Origin of the sequence: Enterobacter sp. YSU, from assembly GCF_016082135.1 — a bacterium.
Taxonomy (GTDB): Bacteria; Pseudomonadota; Gammaproteobacteria; order Enterobacterales; family Enterobacteriaceae; genus Enterobacter; species Enterobacter hormaechei_C.
Genome location: NZ_CP059487.1, coordinates 4026899 through 4042579 on the forward strand (window position 1 = coordinate 4026899; position 15681 = coordinate 4042579).

Consider the following 15681-nt stretch of genomic DNA (forward strand, 5'->3'; position numbering starts at 1 on the left):
TTTTTGCTTGAGCATTTTATTTGGAATATAAAATTTCGCCATATCTATCCAGGACATTAATATTTCCTTAACGGGGAATTGCTAACTCAGCAACTCAAGAAATATCCTCCGTTCTACAACGCAGTGGTAAACATAAAATGCCATAGAAATTTTATATAATTCAGATGGGTATAATTAAAAAATCATTCCAGCGCCTTCACCATTTTCCCGCTCGCGACGAACGTACCCGCACCCAGATGATGCAGCGTATTCAGCTTATCCCCGTCAAACTGCCAGCGTCCGGCGACAAATGCGCGTTCATCCGCCGCGGCGGAAACCACTTCGCCAAACAGAGTGTCATATTTCTCTGCCGCAGAGGTTACAGGTAATAACCGGCACTCCATCCACGCCAGACATTTCTCTTCTATAACCGGCAGGCCAAGCTCAGGGCCATAAATAACCGGGATCCCGTAGCAGTTGAATTTATCCTCGTCGCGCCCGCTTACGCTGCCGACCGCCCAGGTCCAGTTGGCTGCCGCCACGCCGGGGATCACAATGCCGAATTTCCCGCTGCGTTCGATCAACTCCCGTGACCATGCGCTTTTGTCTACCACAATCGCGATACGCGGGGGTTCAAATTCCACCGGCATAGACCATGCGGCGGCCATGACGTTGCGACGATCGATGGTCTCATCCCGGCTGGTGATGAGCACGGTTGGACCGTGATTCAGAAGACGGCTGGCATGGCGTAATTCAACAGGGCGAAAGTGGTTCATAGGATCTCCTCATGTACACGATGAGTATGACGAAAAAGCACTTTTGCGCATATGCATAAGGGAAAATAGTTTATAAACAGGTGATATCACATCCTGGAGCAAATCATGTCCCCATTTCTGAGTGCTTATTTCGCCCGCACGGGCTGGCAGCAGCCCGTACAGGTTGATATCGATACCCTGCGGGGGCTGCATTTACACCATAACTGCGCAATCCCTTTCGAAAATATTGACGTCGTTTTGCCGCGGGAAATCCATCTGGACGACGGGTGTCTGGTGGATAAACTGGTCACCGCGCGTCGGGGGGGGTATTGCTTCGAGCAAAACGGCCTGTTTGAGCGGGTGTTGCGCGAAGTCGGGTTTACGGTGCGCAGTGTGCTGGGGCGGGTTGTGCTGGCCAATCCGTCGCAGATGCCGCCGCGTACGCACCGGTTGCTGCTGGTTGAGCTGAACGGCGAGCGCTGGATCGCCGATGTGGGATTTGGCGGACAAACGCTGACGGCGCCGATTCGTTTGATCGCCAACGAGGAACAGGAAACCCCACACGGGCGTTATCGTTTGCTGAGCGAGGGTAACGACTGGGTACTGCAATTCCGCCATCACGAGCACTGGCAGTCGATGTACCATTTCGACATGGCGACCCAGTACTTCAACGATTACGTGATGGGAAACTTCTGGTCGGCGCACTGGCCGCAGTCCCATTTCCGTCATCACCTGCTGATGTGTCGCCACCTGCCGGACGGGGGCAAGCTAACGCTGATCAACTTTAATTTTACCCACTGGCAGAACGGGCATGTGGAGGAGCAGATCCATTTGCCGGATGCGGAGGCGCTGTATAAGCTGATGCAGGCGCGGTTTGGCCTGGGCGTTGATGACCCGAAGCACGGCTTTACCCTGGCCGAGCTGACGGCCGTGATGGCGGGGTTTGATACGCATCCACAGGCAGGTAAATAGCCCGGTGGCGGCTACGCCTTACCGGGCCTACGGGTGCCCGAACGTAGGTCGCCATTCGGCGGGTTAGTTTAAACATCATCGAAGGCATGCTGATATGGAAATCTTGTTGCGGAATAAATTCAGTTCAGTGGGAATGTTACTCGGGGTTATTGCACTACTTGTCTCATTAGTGCAGTTCACCTTTGGTCCTTTTTCAACAAAGTCGACAGCGCTTGAAATTGTTGTGGCTGAAAAGGTTTCGGCGGTGAAAAAAGGGATTATTGCTGGCATCAAAGGGGAACAACCGACCGTTGAGGCGAAAAAGAAAACGGTCGATATCGACAGTATTCTTATCAATAGCGGAGTAATTTTGTCTGTGGTGGCATTAGGGCTTGCCTTCACGGGTGGGATGCGCAAAGAGAACCGATGGGGGGTGAGTGGCGCACTGTTTTTTTCTGGGGCTACGCTCGCTTTTCATGCGGCGTTACTGGCTTTTGGTCTGATCGTCGCAGTGTTGCTGCTGCTGTTGGTTATTTCAGTCGTCAGCGGAAGTACACTGTTCTGACAGTGCGGCCCGGTGGCGGCTACGCCTTACCGGGCCTACAGCGGCTTGAAACGTAGGTCGGGTAAGGCGAAGCCGCCACCCGACAAAATCAACGGCGCGATCTCACTACCTGATAGCGACGGGTGAAGTACTCAAACGGCGCGCTCCACACGTGCACCAGACGGGTGAACGGGAAGATAAGGAAGATCGTCATCCCCAGCACCAGATGCACGCGGAAGATCGGCGCGACGCCGCTCAGCATTTCTGACGAGCCTCCCTTAAACGTCACGATCCCCTGCGCCCAGCCGACCAGCTTCATCATCTCGCTTCCGTCAGGATACTGGGCGGAGAAAGGAATGGTCGACAGCCCAAGGATGCACTGAAGCAGCAGGATACTCATGATGATAATATCCGGCGTGGTGGACGTGGCACGCACCCGCTGGTTGAACAAGCGGCGGTAAAGCAGCATCGACCCGCCAACCAGCGTCAATACGCCGCACACACCACCCGCCATCATCGCCAGCTGCTGTTTAACCGCGACGGGTAAAAACCAGGCGTACATCCAGTGCGGGGTTAACATGCCGAACAAATGCCCGAAGAAGATCCCCAAAATCCCGATATGAAACAGGTTAGAGCCCCAGTTCATACCGCGCTTGCTGAGCATCTGGCTCGACGAGGCGCGCCAGGTGTACTGCCCGTAGTCGTAGCGCAACCAGCTGCCAAGGAAAAACACGGTGGCGCAGATGTACGGATAAATGTCATAGAAAAACACGTTCAGGTAATGTGTCATTTTGGGCCTCCGGCGCTGACGTCCACGTACTGCGGCGCGACGTCCTGGCTAAAGCGTCGTTGATATTGCTGCATCGGCGAGCTGTCGCACGATGTGGCGTTGTCTTCGATAAACTTCACCTGTTCCTCTTCCCACACGGCGTCCAGCGCCTGACGGGTATCATCCCGTTTTTCACCAGACACCTGCTTCGCCACGCTGTCGCTGGAAAGCCGTGTACCGGCCATCGTCAGCAGGGCGTCAAACAGCTGGTAATGCGCCACCTCGCGCTGTTTCAGCCGGCCGCCAATCAGCGCCAGAATCGGCGCGACGTTTTGCAGTCCTTCACGCGCCTCGTCATCGCTGACGATACTGAGATATTCCAGATAGAGCGGCAGATAGTCCGGCAGCTCGCGGCAGTCCAGCTGGAGCCCGGCTTTCTCATACTGGCTCATCAGGTCGACCATCGCCTGACCGCGATCGCGGGACTCGGCGTGAACGTGTTCGAACAGCAGTAGCGAGGTTGCGCGCCCCCGTTCAAACACTTCGCACCATTCGGCCTGCTTATCCAGCAGCGGGGCGCTCAGGTGCTGCTGCGCAAACGGCAGCAGCATGGGCGCGTCCTGTTCCACCAGGGAAAGCGCTTCGTCACGGTTTTCCCACAGCAGCTCATCGGGATACTCAATGAGTAGCGCGATGATTTTGAGGATTTGCATTATTCTCCCTCCCCGTGTTCACGCACCTCGGTGATGTTGATCGCGTCAATGCGGCTGCTGTTGAAGAGGTTGAATTTGGTGTCGGAACCGTGGCAGCCGTCGCCAAAGGTGAAGCCGCAGCCGTTTTTCTCCGGGAAGGCGTCGCGCGCCATTTCGCGGTGGCTGGTCGGGATCACGAAGCGGTCTTCGTAGTTGGCAATCGCCAGGTAGCGATACATCTCTTCTACCTGTTCTTCCGTCAGGCCGACCTCTTCGATGGCGCGGGTGTCGGTCACGCCTTCCACGGTCTGGGAACGCTTGTAGTGGCGCATCGCCATCATGCGCTTCAGGGCGCGCAGCACCGGACCGGTATCGCCCGCGCTGAGCATGTTTGCCAGGTACTGCACCGGAATGCGCAGGCTTTCTACGGCAGGCAGCACGCCGTCGCTCTGCGGCAAACCACCCGCGTCCGCGTAGGACTGAATCGGTGACAGCGGCGGCACATACCAGACCATCGGCAGGGTGCGGTATTCCGGATGCAGCGGCAGGGCAAGCTTCCAGTCCATCGCCATTTTGTAAACCGGGGAACGCTGTGCCGCGTCGATGACGTTCTGCGGAATACCCTGTTTCAGCGCTTCCTCAATCACCGCCGGATCGTTCGGGTTAAGGAACACGTCGCACTGGCGCTCGTACAGATCGGTTTCATGCTCGGTGCTGGCCGCCTCTTCAATGCGGTCCGCGTCATACAGCAGCACGCCAAGGTAGCGGATGCGCCCGACGCAGGTTTCCGAGCAGACGGTCGGCTGACCGGACTCAATGCGCGGGTAGCAGAAGATGCATTTCTCTGACTTGCCGCTCTTCCAGTTGAAGTAGATTTTCTTGTACGGGCAGCCGCTGATGCACAGACGCCAGCCGCGGCATTTGTCCTGGTCAATCAGCACAATGCCGTCCTCTTCGCGCTTGTAAATCGCGCCGCTCGGGCAGGTGGCGACGCAACTGGGGTTCAGACAGTGCTCGCACAGGCGCGGCAGGTACATCATGAAGGTGTTTTCAAACTGGCCGTACATCTCCTTCTGGATCTTCTGGAAATTGCGGTCGCGGGCGCGTTTTTCGAACTCGCCGCCCAGCAGCTCTTCCCAGTTGGGCCCCCATTCGATTTTATCCATTCGCTTGCCGTCAATCAGCGAGCGCGGGCGGGCGGTAGGGAGGTGATCGCCCTCTGGCGCGCGGTGTAGATCCTGGTAATCGAAGGTGAAGGGTTCATAGTAATCGTCAATCTGCGGCAGGACGGGGTTAGCGAAAATCTTCGACAGCACGCCCATTTTGCCGCCGAGGCGCGGGGTCAGCTTGCCGTGAATACCGCGGATCCAGCCGCCTTGCCACTCATCCTGATCTTCCCAGTTTTTCGGATAGCCGATACCCGGTTTGGTTTCGACGTTATTGAACCACGCGTACTCCATCCCTTCGCGCCCGGTCCAGACGTTCTTACAGGTGACCGAGCAGGTGTGGCAGCCAATGCATTTATCGAGATTCAGAACCATGCCAACCTGTGAGCGTATTTTCATTTTTTCGCCTCCTGTACCTGATCCCGACCTTCGCCGTCCAGCCAGTTAATGTTTTTCATTTTACGGATCATGATGAACTCGTCGCGGTTCGAGCCGACGGTGCCGTAATAGTTGAAGCTGTACGCCAGCTGCGCGTAGCCGCCGATCATGTGGGTCGGTTTCGGGCAGACGCGGGTGACCGAGTTGTGGATCCCGCCGCGCCGTCCGGTTACTTCTGACCCCGGAATGTTCAGGATGCGCTCCTGAGCGTGGTACATCATGGTCATGCCCGGCGGCACGCGCTGGCTGACCACCGCGCGCGCGGTGAGGGCGCCGTTGGCGTTGAAGGCTTCGATCCAGTCGTTGTCCTCAATGCCCAGCTCGCGTGCGTCGGTTTCGCTGATCCAGACGATTGGCCCCCCGCGCGACAGGGTCTGCATCAGCAGGTTTTCGCTGTAGGTGGAATGAATGCCCCATTTCTGGTGCGGCGTCAGGAAGTTAAGCGCTTTTTCCGGGAATCCGTTCGGCGGGATTTCGCGCATATGGGTAACGCTGCGGGTGTCAATCGGTGGACGATAGGCCACCAGACTCTCCCCGAAGGCGCGCATCCAGGCATGATCCTGATACAGCTGCTGGCGGCCCGAAATCGTGCGCCACGGGATCAGCTCGTGAACGTTGGTATAGCCTGCGTTATAGGAGACGTGCTCGCTCTCAAGGCCGGACCACGTCGGGCTGGAGATGATTTTGCGCGGCTGCGCCTGAATATCGCGGAAGCGGATTTTCTCATCTTCTTTGTTCAGCGCCAGATGAGTGTGATCGCGTCCGGTCAGTTCGCCGAGGGCTTCCCAGGCTTTGACCGCGACCTGACCGTTAGTTTCCGGCGCAAGGGCGAGGATCACCTCTGAAGCGTCAATGGCGGTCTCGATGCGCGGACGACCTTTCGCCGGGCCGTCAGGCTTGACGTAGTTGAGCTTGCCGAGGAAATCGACCTCATTCTGGGTGTTCCACGATATGCCTTTTCCGCCGTTGCCGAGCTTGTCCAGCAGCGGCCCAAGGGCCGTAAAGCGCTCGTAGGTTTCCGGGTAGTTACGCTCGACCACGGCGATGTTCGGTGCCGTTTTGCCGGGGATCAGATCGCACTCGCCTTTGCGCCAGTCCAGAATATCAAAAGGCTGCGACAGCTCCCCCGGGGAGTCATGCTGAAGCGGCTGTAGCACCAGGTCAGTTTCGGTGCCGAGATGTCCGACGCACACTTCAGAGAAGACTTTGGCGATGCCCTTGTAAATCTCCCAGTCGCTGCGGGACTCCCACGCCGGGTCAACGGCTGCGGAGAGCGGGTGAATAAACGGATGCATGTCCGAGGTATTCATATCGTCCTTTTCATACCAGGTGGCGGTGGGCAGGACGATATCCGAGAACAGGCAGGTGCTGGACATACGGAAATCGAGCGTCACCAGCAGATCCAGCTTGCCCTCAATGGCGGCGGTTTGCCATTCCACCTCTTCAGGTTTCACGTCGTCCGTTGAGCCTAAATCCTCACCCTGAATACCGCTTTCGGTGCCAAGCAGGTATTTCAGCATGTACTCATGGCCTTTCCCGGACGAGCCGAGCAGGTTCGAGCGCCAGACGAACAGATTGCGCGGGTGGTTCTTGCCGTTGTCGGGCTGTTCACAGGCGAAGCGGATATCGCCCGATTTTAACGCCTGCACGGTATAGTCCTGCGGCGACATCCCGGCGGCGTCGGCGCGGGCTTTCACGTGCAGCGGATTAAGGTTGAGCTGAGGGGCCGACGGCAGCCAGCCCATGCGCTCGGCGCGGACATTGAAATCAATCAGGTGACCGGTAAACTTCGATGCGTCTGCAAGGGGAGAAAGCAGTTCCTGTGCGGTGAGCTTCTCATAGCGCCACTGGCTGGCGTGGTTGTAGAAGTACGATGTGCTGTTCATCTGGCGCGGCGGACGGTTCCAGTCCAGCGCGAAGGCCAGCGGCAGCCAGCCGGTTTGCGGACGCAGCTTTTCCTGGCCGACATAGTGCGACCAGCCGCCGCCGCTCTGCCCGACGCAGCCGCAGAAGACCAGCATGTTGATCATCCCGCGGTAGTTCATGTCCATGTGGTACCAGTGGTTCACACCGGCCCCGAGGATGATCATCGAACGACCGTGAGTTTTCTGCGCCGTGTCGGCAAATTCACGGGCGATTTTTTCTATCAGATAAGCAGGGACGCCGGTAATTTGTTCGCCCCAGGCCGGGGTGTAGGCTTTTATCTCGGCGTAGTTTGTCGCCGCGTTACTGTCTTCCAGACCGCGATCGAGGCCGTAGTTTGCGAGCACCAGATCGTACACGCTAACCACGCGTCTCTGGCTGCCGTCGGCCAGCGTCAGGGTTTTACTCGGTACTCGGCGCGTCAGCACCGGCTCCTGCTTCACGCTGCGGAAATGCGGATTCTCGTTGCCCCCGAAGTAAGGGAAGGCCACGTCTGCCACGCTGTCGTGGGTGATGAGCAGGGAAAGCGTCAGCTCGGTTTCCTGTCCCGCGGCCAGCGACTCCAGGTTCCATTTGCCTTTTTCACCCCAGCGGAAGCCGATGGAACCATTCGGCGCCACCAGATTTCCGGCCACGTCAAAGGCGATGGTTTTCCACTCCGGATTATTGGTTTCACCCAGCCCGTCGGCCAGATCCGACGCGCGCAGCATGCGGCCCGGCACCACGCGACCGTCAGCCTGTTCATCCAGCAGGACCAGCATCGGCATGTCGGTGTAGCGGCGGCAATAGTTGAGGAAGTACTCGCTCGGGTTATCGAGGTGGAACTCTTTAAGGATCACATGGCCCATCGCCATGGCAAGGGCGCTGTCGGTACCCTGTTTGGGGGCCAGCCACTGGTCGCTGAGCTTCGCCACCTCCGAGAAGTCCGGCGTAATGGCGACGGTCTTGGTGCCCTTATAACGCACTTCGGTAAAGAAGTGGGCGTCCGGGGTGCGCGTCTGCGGCACGTTCGAGCCCCAGGCAATGATATAGCTGGAGTTGTACCAGTCCGCCGATTCCGGCACGTCGGTCTGTTCGCCCCAGGTCATCGGCGACGCCGGAGGCAGATCGCAGTACCAGTCATAGAAGCTCAGGCAGGTGCCGCCGAGCAGGGAGAGATAGCGCGTACCGGCGGCATAAGAGACCATCGACATGGCCGGGATGGGGGAAAAACCGGCTACCCGATCCGGGCCGTAGTTTTTGATGGTCCAGACGTTGGCGGCAGCAATCAGCTGGTTAAGCTCTTTCCAGTTTGAGCGGATAAAACCGCCTTTTCCGCGCGCTTTTCTGTAGCTCTGCGCTTTCTGCGGATCGTTTTGAATGGCATCCCAGGCCAGCACCGGATCGGTATGCTGCGCCAGCGCCTCTCGCCAGAGTTCGATCAGCCTGCGGCGTACCAGCGGGTACTTGAGACGGTTGGCGCTGTAGAGATACCAGGAGTAGCTTGCGCCACGCGGGCAGCCGCGCGGTTCGTGGTTAGGCAGGTCAGGGCGGGTGCGCGGGTAGTCGGTCTGCTGGGTTTCCCAGGTCACCAGGCCATTTTTGACATAAATCTTCCAGCTACAGGAGCCGGTGCAGTTAACGCCGTGGGTGGATCGCACAATTTTATCGAACTGCCAGCGCTGACGGTAGCTGTCCTCCCAGTCGCGGTTGGTGTGGTACACCTGCCCGTGCCCATCGGCGAAACTGTCGCCTTTTGTTTTGAAGTAACGGAAGCGGTCCAACAGTTTGCTCATGACATTTCTCCTGCTTCGATAGCATGGCCGGAGGGTGAGACATCACGCTCCGGCGAAGAGGTAGTTATTATTTTTGTGAGGATTTGCGGCCGTACACCAGCCAGGTGACGAGCACGCAGACGATGTAAAACACGAGGAAGACTTTCATGGCGCCCACCGGGGAACCGGTCATCGCCAGGGATGTGCCAAAGGCTTTGGGAATAAAGAACCCGCCTACCGCACCGATGGCAGAGATAAAGCCCAGCGCGGCAGCCGTTTCGGTCACCGCTTCATGCTGTGCCTGTTCGTCGCTCCCGCCCTGTTTTTTCACGCGGTCGAGGGTGATTTGGCGAAAGATAATCGCGATCATCTGGAAGGTCGAGCCGCTGCCCAGGCCTGCGGTGAGGAACAGGCCCATAAAGACCAGATAGAAGGCGATAAAACTGCCTGAACCAGACCCGGGGAGCGTCAGGAAAATCAGGGCGCTAAAGATGGCCATAAAGACGAAGTTGGTCAGCGTCACCCGTACGCCGCCCAGCCTGTCTGAAATCATTCCGCCAGCCGAACGCGCCAGAGCGCCGATCAGCGGGCCAAAGAAGGCGAGGTGGAGGATATTTACGTCCGGAAACTGGGTTTTCGACAGCATAGCAAAGCCTGCCGAGAAACCGATAAACGAGCCGAAGGTTGCCAGATAAAGCAGGCTCAGCAGCCAGAGGTGAAAGCGCTTAAGCACCGGAAGCTGGCTGGCAATGGACGCTTTCGAGCTGGCGATGTCGTTCATGCCAAAAAACGCCGCAAGGGTAGCAAGAATCAGCAGCGGGGCCCAGATCCACGCCGCGTTCGCCAGCCACATCGTCGAGCCATCCTCCTGGGGGACGCCGTGAACGCCGAGAAAGGTAAACATCGGCAGGAAAATCACCAGCGGCGCAACCAGCTGCATCACGCTCACGCCCAGGTTACCCAGCCCGCCGTTAATGCCCAGCGCGCTGCCCTGTCTGGCTTTCGGGAAGAAGAAACTGATGTTTCCCATGCTGGAAGCGAAGTTGGCCCCGGCAAAACCGCACAGCAGTGCGATGATGATAAAGACCCAGTAAGGCGTAGCGGTATTCTGGATGGCGATCCCAAGCCAGACACAGGGTACGACCAGGATAATGGTACTTAACACGGTCCAGTAACGTCCGCCAAATATCGGCACCATAAAAGAGTAGGGGACACGCAATATCGCGCCGGAAAGAGAAGGTAATGCCGTTAGCATAAAAAGCTGATCGGTGCTGAAATTAAATCCGACCTTATTAAGATTTACCGCAATAGCGCTAAACAACATCCATACACAAAACGCGAGAAGCAAACACGCCACGGAAATCCACAGGTTTCTACGTGCGATATGTTTCCCTTTATTCTCCCAAAATTGCGCGTTTTCCGGTTTCCAGTTACTCAACAGATGCTGATTACTCTTCTCGCTTTGATGTGACATATCACCCTCTTGCTTACCCAAATGGAGAGAAAAAAGAAGTGAAAACAGAAAGATACCTTTCGGCAGTTTGTAGAAATTTTTGGATGTTATGGGATACATCTGAAAGGATAGATAAAAAAGCGAATCCCTGAGTTTGGAATGGGAATCAGGGTTCGCTTTATGTGTTACTAATTGTAACTATTTGCGGAAATTAATACCCCGATGGGAGTATTAAAACAATTCGAGGGAAATAAGCTTATCCAGATGCTTATTAAATGCCGCGTCGTCCATTTCAGGCATATTTAATACGTATATGCCATCCAGGCCACATACCAGACCAATTAAACGCCAGGCGATATTTTCCGGCTGGTCAGCAAGCGTAAAGGCGTTGGCCTCCGCCCCGGCGCGGATAATCGCGACCGTTTCCTGGTGCCACATCTCCATGGTCAAAACGTAGGCGCCTTTGATATCGCTATCCCGGCTGGCGAGAATTTGCGCCTCCCGCCACAGTCGAATGTAGGGCTCAAACCCGCCGTCATCGCTGCCGAGCATGGCATGCAGGCGCTCACGCCAGCCGGCGTTTTCGCCAACGATTTCAGCATCCAGCAAATCGCGGATCAGCCGGACAAACGCCAGCGACTTAAGCTCGCCCGCCGACGCAAAGTGATGATGCACCTGCCCGGTGGCGACGCCCGCTTCGGTGGCGATGCGGCGCACGGTCATCGCAGCGAATCCTTCGGTCAGCGCCACGTGCATCGCGGCCTGGAGGATCTCTTCCCGCCGCTCGTCCTTGCTCAGATAACGCATAATTTCTCACTCTCAATGGCAACGAAACGAGTGTAACAAAGAGCTGGACAAGTGTTCAACTTTACGTAGGATCGCATTCTGGACATGTGTCCAGTTTTTAACTGAAAAGGAAATTTATGTTTCGTCAGTGGTTAGCGTTAGTGATTATCGTGCTGGTGTATATCCCGGTGGCGATTGACGCGACGGTGCTGCACGTGGCGGCGCCAACATTGAGCATGACGCTGGGTGCCAGCGGCAACGAATTGCTGTGGATTATTGATATTTACTCGCTGGTGATGGCGGGAATGGTGCTGCCGATGGGCGCGCTGGGCGATCGCATAGGTTTTAAGCGCCTGCTGATGATCGGCAGCGTGCTGTTTGGCCTGTCATCGTTAGCGGCGGCTTTTGCGCCGTCCGCGGGCTGGCTGATTGCCGCCCGCGCGTCGCTGGCGATTGGCGCGGCGATGATCATTCCGGCTACGCTTGCAGGGATCCGCACCCTGTTTATTGACGTGCGGCACCGTAATATCGCCCTCGGCGTCTGGGCTGCCGTTGGGTCGGGCGGCGCGGCGTTTGGCCCGCTGATTGGCGGCATGCTGCTGGAGCACTTTTACTGGGGGTCGGTGTTCCTGATTAACGTGCCGATCGTGCTGATCGTGGTTTCGCTTGCTGCGCGCCTGGTGCCTGCTCAGCAGGGGCGGCCCGAACAGCCGCTCAATATCAGCCATGCCATTATGCTGATTGTGGCGATTTTACTGCTGGTCTATAGCGCCAAAACCGCCCTGAAAGGGGTGCTGTCGCCGTGGATGGTGGCCTGTACGCTGCTTACCGGAGCGGTAATGCTGTTTATCTTCGTCCGTATCCAGCTACGCGCGCGCGTGCCGATGATCGACATGCGCCTGTTTTGCCATCGCATTATTTTAAGCGGCGTGGTCATGGCGATGACCGCCATGATTGCGCTGGTGGGCTTTGAACTGCTGATGGCGCAGGAGTTGCAGTTCGTGCATGGTTTTACGCCGTTTGAAGCAGGGATATTTATGCTGCCGGTGATGGTGGCGAGCGGATTTAGCGGGCCGATCGCGGGTGTGCTGGTCGGGCGTCTGGGGCTGCGCATTGTCGCGGCCGGAGGCATGGGGCTTAGCGCGGTCAGTTTTATCGGCCTGTCGACGCTCGATTTCAGCACCCAACAGTGGCAGGCGTGGAGCCTGATGGTGCTGCTGGGCTTCAGTGCCGCCAGCGCACTGCTGGCATCGACGTCAGCGATCATGGCTGCCGCGCCGAAAGAGAAAGCGGCCGCCGCAGGCGCGATCGAAACCATGTCCTACGAGCTGGGTGCTGGTCTGGGGATCGCCATTTTCGGTCTGCTGTTAACCCGCAGCTTTTCGGCGTCTATTGTACTGCCGCAGGGGCTGAGCGCGTCGCTGACCGATAAAGCCTCGTCGTCCATCGGTGAAGCGATGAAGGTGGCGCAGGAGCTGACGCCGTCTCTGGCCGAGCCGGTGATGACGGCGGCGAAAACCGCGTTCATCACCTCGCACAGCGTGGCCCTGGGCAGTGCGGGTGGCATGCTGCTGATTCTGGCGGTCGGGATCTGGTTTAGTCTGGCGAAGGTCGGAGGGCAGCAGTAATAAAAAAGGCCAGCCGCGAGGGCTGGCCTTTTGAACTAACAGATCTTAGAACTGGTAGGTCAGACCTACAGCTACGATGTTGTCGGTAGCCACTTTGGCATCTTTGGTGAACTGGCTGTCATCCACGAGGTTGATTTTGTAATCAACATAGGTGGACATGTTTTTGTTGAAGTAGTAGCTCGCGCCAACGTCAACGTATTCAACCAGGTCCTGGTCGCCATAAGAACCGATGTCTTTACCTTTGGATTTCAGGTAAGCGATGGACGGACGCAGACCGAAGTCGAACTGGTACTGAGCCACAACTTCGAAGTTCTGCGCTTTGTTGGCAACGTGACCGTTACCGAACGCCGTCATGTTGCGGGTTTCAGAGTAGGTGGTTGCCAGGTAGATGTTGTTCGCATCGTACTTCAGGCCAGCAGCCCAGACTTCTGCGTTTTCGCCACCGGCGTTCAGGTCGCTTGCAGCACGAACCTGACGGTCGGTACGGTCAGATTTCGCGTAGGTCGCACCCACACCGAAGCCGTCGAATTCATAGGTAGAAGAGAGACCCCAGCCGTCACCGTTGGATTCGGTGATATCGTCACGGTCGTTTTTACCCTGGTACTGAGCAGCCACGTTCAGGCCGTCAACCAGACCAAAGAAGTCGGTGTTACGATAGGTTGCAACGCCAGTGGTACGGCCGGTCATAAAGCCGTCAGTCTGCGTCCAGGTATCGCCACCGAACTCTGGCAGAACGTCAGTCCACGCGCCGATGTCATAAGCCACACCGTAGTTACGACCGTAGTCGAAGGAACCGAATTCATCGAATTTCAGACCAGCGTACGCCAGACGGGTTTTGTTGCCGTCGGAACCTTGAGCTTCAGAGCGATTGCCCTTGAACTCATATTCCCACTGACCGTATCCGGTCAGCTGATCGTTGATCTGAGTTTCACCTTTGAAGCCCAGACGAACATACGTTTTGTCGCCGTCGCTACCAGCGTCATCAGAAAAATAGTGCAGACCAGTAACTTTGCCGTACAGATCCAGTTTGTTACCGTCTTTGTTAAAAACTTCAGCCGCGTTAACAACGCCAGCTGCCAACATGGAAGTCACAGCCACTGCAACTAATTTAAGTTTCATCTTAAATAATCCTTATAATTTTATTTAGGTATTTCCTAAGCCACCTGAGCGATTTTTAAACGAGGCTTATCGTCAATGGCAGACTATTTTTAAAATTCCGTAGACTGCTTTCAATAATAAGTTTCAAAATATTAAAGATAATTTCAATTAGTGTGATCCTGATCGGATAAATTGCCCTTAAATCGGCCAATCAGGTTAATATATAGACATAAAGTGATTATTAACCAATCAAGATAATATGGCAGTGAATAGTTGTCGGACGTTTTAGTTTTTTGGTGGGATTAAAAGGGTTTGGCAGGGAATGTCAAAGCATGTGTCAGGATAACCTTTTTTAAAACAGTTGATTATAAATTTCTCGGGAAACCAGAACCTGTTTTTTAAGAGAAATATTCAGAAATAAACTATTGCACTTTGTGCTATATAGCGCGGGAATATTGGCGCTGAATTAATTACCTGCGTTGTCAGTTTATGTCAATTTCCACAACAACTCTGGCTTTCTGACGGCACTCTATACAGAAATTTAATTACTCTCTAATGTTACGAATTATATTCGAGGGTGTGATCACATATTAAAATATTGTTAATATTTTGCCGGGCATATTCGGTACCCGGCAAAAATAAAAATGCTATTTGCGGGTGGCATACCAGCACAGTAACGATCCGGCGCACACCATCAATGCCCCTTGCCAGAATGAGAGTGAAAGCGGAGAACTCAGCAGAATAGCCGCCAGTGCGGCGGAAAGAACTGGCGTGAAATAAGAGACAGCCGCAAGCACCGTGACGTTACCGTGAAGAATACCGATATTCCAGGCGGCGTAGCCAAAGCCAAGCGCAACCCCGCACATCAATAGCTTCACCACAACCGGGACGCTGAACACCATTTCGGGCTGATCGCTGACGGCATATTTGACCCACAGGCTCAGGGCGGTCAGCAGGACGAAAAGGGTAATGCCATTTTGCCCTTTGGCATACTTGCTGGTGACGGTGCAGTAGGCGGCCCAGATAAAAGCGCCAGCAAACGCTAGCCCATAACTTAGCGGACTGGAAACGACGTTCTGCATGATGTCATTCAGTTGCAGACCGTTTTCGCCACCTAAAACCCAGCACACACCCAACAGCGAGATGAGAAGCCCAGGGATCACCCACAGGGTGGTTTTTTGCCCGTTGAACAAAATCGCGAACGCAATCGTCAGGCTTGGCCACAGATAATTGACCATACCGACTTCAATCGCCTGTGAGCGCGTCGCGGCATACCCCAGCGACAGGGCCAGGCACATCTCATAGCTGACAAACAGGATGCTGCCCGCAATGAGATAGCGCGTGGAAAAACGCCGAAGATCGGGAAAACCCACCGTCACCAGACACAACAGCCCGCTGACGGTGTAAATCATCGCCGCGCCGCCCACCGGGCCCAGTCCTTCACTGACGCTGCGGATGAGACCCACCATGGTGCTCCACAACAATATGGCCGCCAGGCCTGTCAGCGTTGCTCTTTTTCTGTCCATTACCCTGCCAGTCTTCTAAAAATCAAAGGGAAAACTTATAGCATCTATTTGCTACACCTGGCGAATTTTCAAAGAGCCTGTTAACCCGAAAGGATTAGCAAATCGTACCGGCAGTGACTATTAAGGGGGCGAAGTCTGACGACCTTGATTTGACGCAAAAAAAACAGGGGCTTTGCTGTTAGTTTGCGGCGCGAAGTCTTATCAGATAACGAGGACAGC

The 15681-nt window shown here is 55.8% G+C and carries 12 protein-coding genes; 3 read left to right on the forward strand and 9 right to left on the reverse strand.

Going from position 1 to position 15681, the window contains the following annotated elements; all coding sequences use genetic code 11:
• Positions 1-182: 182 nt before the first annotated feature.
• Positions 183-755 (reverse strand): flavin reductase family protein, encoded by a 573-nt coding sequence (locus H2Z33_RS19340; protein WP_039270701.1) that lies wholly within the window; start codon positions 753-755, stop codon positions 183-185.
• Positions 756-860: 105 nt separating this feature from the next.
• Here H2Z33_RS19340 and nhoA point away from each other — a divergent pair, with 105 nt between their 5' ends.
• Together nhoA and H2Z33_RS19350 are read left to right on the forward strand one after the other, a co-directional pair.
• Positions 861-1706 carry an N-hydroxyarylamine O-acetyltransferase gene (nhoA, locus tag H2Z33_RS19345; RefSeq protein WP_063134615.1) on the forward strand — a complete coding sequence of 282 codons (846 nt, stop codon included), beginning with the start codon at positions 861-863 and terminating at the stop codon, positions 1704-1706.
• Between the two features lie 94 nt (positions 1707-1800).
• Entirely contained in the window at positions 1801-2250 is a 450-nt protein-coding gene (locus tag H2Z33_RS19350; RefSeq protein WP_047365085.1) for a hypothetical protein, read from the forward strand.
• An 88-nt stretch (positions 2251-2338) separates the two neighbouring features.
• On the opposite strand, the gene narI is transcribed toward H2Z33_RS19350, so the two are convergent.
• The 6 genes from narI to H2Z33_RS19380 all read right to left on the reverse strand — a co-directional run bounded on the left by narI (position 2339) and on the right by H2Z33_RS19380 (position 11231).
• Entirely contained in the window at positions 2339-3019 is a 681-nt protein-coding gene (gene narI, locus H2Z33_RS19355) for a respiratory nitrate reductase subunit gamma (RefSeq protein ID WP_023303778.1), read from the reverse strand.
• Positions 3016-3711: a nitrate reductase molybdenum cofactor assembly chaperone gene (narW, locus tag H2Z33_RS19360; RefSeq protein ID WP_032102973.1), complete on the reverse strand. Its 696-nt coding sequence runs from the start codon at positions 3709-3711 to the stop codon at positions 3016-3018. Before narW ends, narI begins: the two co-directional genes overlap by 4 nt.
• A complete protein-coding gene (gene narH / locus H2Z33_RS19365; protein WP_015570469.1) occupies positions 3711-5255 on the reverse strand; it encodes a nitrate reductase subunit beta in 1545 nt (514 codons plus the stop codon). Before narH ends, narW begins: the two co-directional genes overlap by 1 nt.
• Positions 5252-8992 carry a nitrate reductase subunit alpha gene (locus tag H2Z33_RS19370; protein ID WP_063134613.1) on the reverse strand — a complete coding sequence of 1247 codons (3741 nt, stop codon included), beginning with the start codon at positions 8990-8992 and terminating at the stop codon, positions 5252-5254. Before H2Z33_RS19370 ends, narH begins: the two co-directional genes overlap by 4 nt.
• Before the next feature lie 67 nt (positions 8993-9059).
• On the reverse strand, positions 9060-10445 hold the full coding sequence (locus H2Z33_RS19375; protein WP_063134731.1) for a NarK family nitrate/nitrite MFS transporter: 1386 nt from the start codon (positions 10443-10445) through the stop codon (positions 9060-9062).
• Positions 10446-10655: 210 nt separating this feature from the next.
• A complete protein-coding gene (locus H2Z33_RS19380; protein ID WP_063134612.1) occupies positions 10656-11231 on the reverse strand; it encodes a TetR family transcriptional regulator in 576 nt (191 codons plus the stop codon).
• A 116-nt stretch (positions 11232-11347) separates the two neighbouring features.
• Here H2Z33_RS19380 and H2Z33_RS19385 point away from each other — a divergent pair, with 116 nt between their 5' ends.
• Positions 11348-12838, forward strand: coding sequence for an MFS transporter (locus H2Z33_RS19385; protein WP_032648391.1), 1491 nt, complete (start codon positions 11348-11350; stop codon positions 12836-12838).
• Positions 12839-12883: 45 nt separating this feature from the next.
• On the opposite strand, the gene ompC is transcribed toward H2Z33_RS19385, so the two are convergent.
• The gene (gene ompC, locus H2Z33_RS19390) at positions 12884-13957 is read right to left on the reverse strand and encodes a porin OmpC (RefSeq protein WP_033487801.1); all 1074 of its coding nucleotides are present in this window, start codon (positions 13955-13957) and stop codon (positions 12884-12886) included.
• Between the two features lie 626 nt (positions 13958-14583).
• Positions 14584-15462, reverse strand: coding sequence for an aromatic amino acid DMT transporter YddG (yddG, locus tag H2Z33_RS19395; protein ID WP_032102980.1), 879 nt, complete (start codon positions 15460-15462; stop codon positions 14584-14586).
• Positions 15463-15681 lie beyond the last annotated feature (219 nt).

Excerpts from the sequence above, each read along its gene's own strand:
- H2Z33_RS19340 (WP_039270701.1), bottom strand. The coding sequence starts at position 755 with ATGAACCACTTTCGCCCTGTTGAATTACGCCATGCCAGCCGTCTTCTG.
- nhoA (WP_063134615.1), top strand. The coding sequence starts at position 861 with ATGTCCCCATTTCTGAGTGCTTATTTCGCCCGCACGGGCTGGCAGCAG.
- H2Z33_RS19350 (WP_047365085.1), top strand. The coding sequence starts at position 1,801 with ATGGAAATCTTGTTGCGGAATAAATTCAGTTCAGTGGGAATGTTACTC.
- narI (WP_023303778.1), bottom strand. The coding sequence starts at position 3,019 with ATGACACATTACCTGAACGTGTTTTTCTATGACATTTATCCGTACATC.
- narW (WP_032102973.1), bottom strand. The coding sequence starts at position 3,711 with ATGCAAATCCTCAAAATCATCGCGCTACTCATTGAGTATCCCGATGAG.
- narH (WP_015570469.1), bottom strand. The coding sequence starts at position 5,255 with ATGAAAATACGCTCACAGGTTGGCATGGTTCTGAATCTCGATAAATGC.
- H2Z33_RS19370 (WP_063134613.1), bottom strand. The coding sequence starts at position 8,992 with ATGAGCAAACTGTTGGACCGCTTCCGTTACTTCAAAACAAAAGGCGAC.
- H2Z33_RS19375 (WP_063134731.1), bottom strand. The coding sequence starts at position 10,445 with ATGTCACATCAAAGCGAGAAGAGTAATCAGCATCTGTTGAGTAACTGG.
- H2Z33_RS19380 (WP_063134612.1), bottom strand. The coding sequence starts at position 11,231 with ATGCGTTATCTGAGCAAGGACGAGCGGCGGGAAGAGATCCTCCAGGCC.
- H2Z33_RS19385 (WP_032648391.1), top strand. The coding sequence starts at position 11,348 with ATGTTTCGTCAGTGGTTAGCGTTAGTGATTATCGTGCTGGTGTATATC.
- ompC (WP_033487801.1), bottom strand. The coding sequence starts at position 13,957 with ATGAAACTTAAATTAGTTGCAGTGGCTGTGACTTCCATGTTGGCAGCT.
- yddG (WP_032102980.1), bottom strand. The coding sequence starts at position 15,462 with ATGGACAGAAAAAGAGCAACGCTGACAGGCCTGGCGGCCATATTGTTG.